This is a genomic window from Polaromonas sp. P3_C2, from assembly GCF_056402675.1.
Map to the genome: position 1 here is coordinate 1 of NZ_JBFUGX010001101.1, position 849 is coordinate 849.

1 protein-coding gene is annotated in these 849 nt (G+C 55.8%); it reads right to left on the reverse strand.

Features of this window, described 5'->3' with window-relative positions:
* Positions 1-849 (reverse strand): acyltransferase family protein (locus AC1DWI_RS24900; RefSeq protein ID WP_477726146.1); only part of this gene is annotated, 849 nt, incomplete at both ends.

Sequence of the window (849 nt, forward strand, 5' to 3'; positions counted from 1 at the left end):
TACGCATCCCTGGCTTCTCGACGAAGTGGAAGAGCAGAGCCGCTGTGGTTAAAGACAGGCTCCAGGCGACAACTTGATAAAGACCAAAATTGATGGCGACGCTATCGGTCACGCGCCAGGCTGTGCTGGATCGGCTCAGGCCATACACGATAGGCATATGTACCAGGTACAGCGAAAAACTGATCTTTCCAAGATAGGACAGCGCGAACAGCGGCGGTGGGTTGAGTACCGACAGTAAATAGATTAGGCAGGCGGCCATCAAGCCCCAGGCCACCGGCGCCCAGATCGTCAACAGGACTGAGTCGTACCTCCACGACTCAAGGCAGGCCAGCGCGATGCCTGCAGCGATCAATAGCCCCAATGACCACCCAGCCCACGCTTTGTCAAGGCCCGGCTTGTGTTCGAGTCGCCGCATGAGCGTCCACACCGCGATGCCCGCTGCAAATTCATGCATGTGGGTGAGGATAAAAAAGTAGGTCCATGGGACAAAAATTTCCCGCGGATAAAGGTGAATGCCAAGCAACTGGATCAATGGACCGGCTTTCCAGTACATCATCCACAGCAACGCTAGTGAACCGCCGTACAGCAGCGCCGCCTTGATGCTGAGAGGCAGTCCTGCCTCGGTATTGCGTAACCACAGGAAGATGAAAGGCAGCATCGCATAGAAAGGAAACTCGGCCGCAATTGACCATTCCACGCCCAGGAAATCATTKATGTAGTAGGGGAAGAGTCCATTCACGAAGAGCAGGTGGGCGGCAAGGTCGGGCCATGTCAGGTTCGGTTCACCCGGCGGGGTGTAGCTCTCGAACCCCTTGCCGTATGCGAAAAAAACCAGCAGGAGTACCAGGT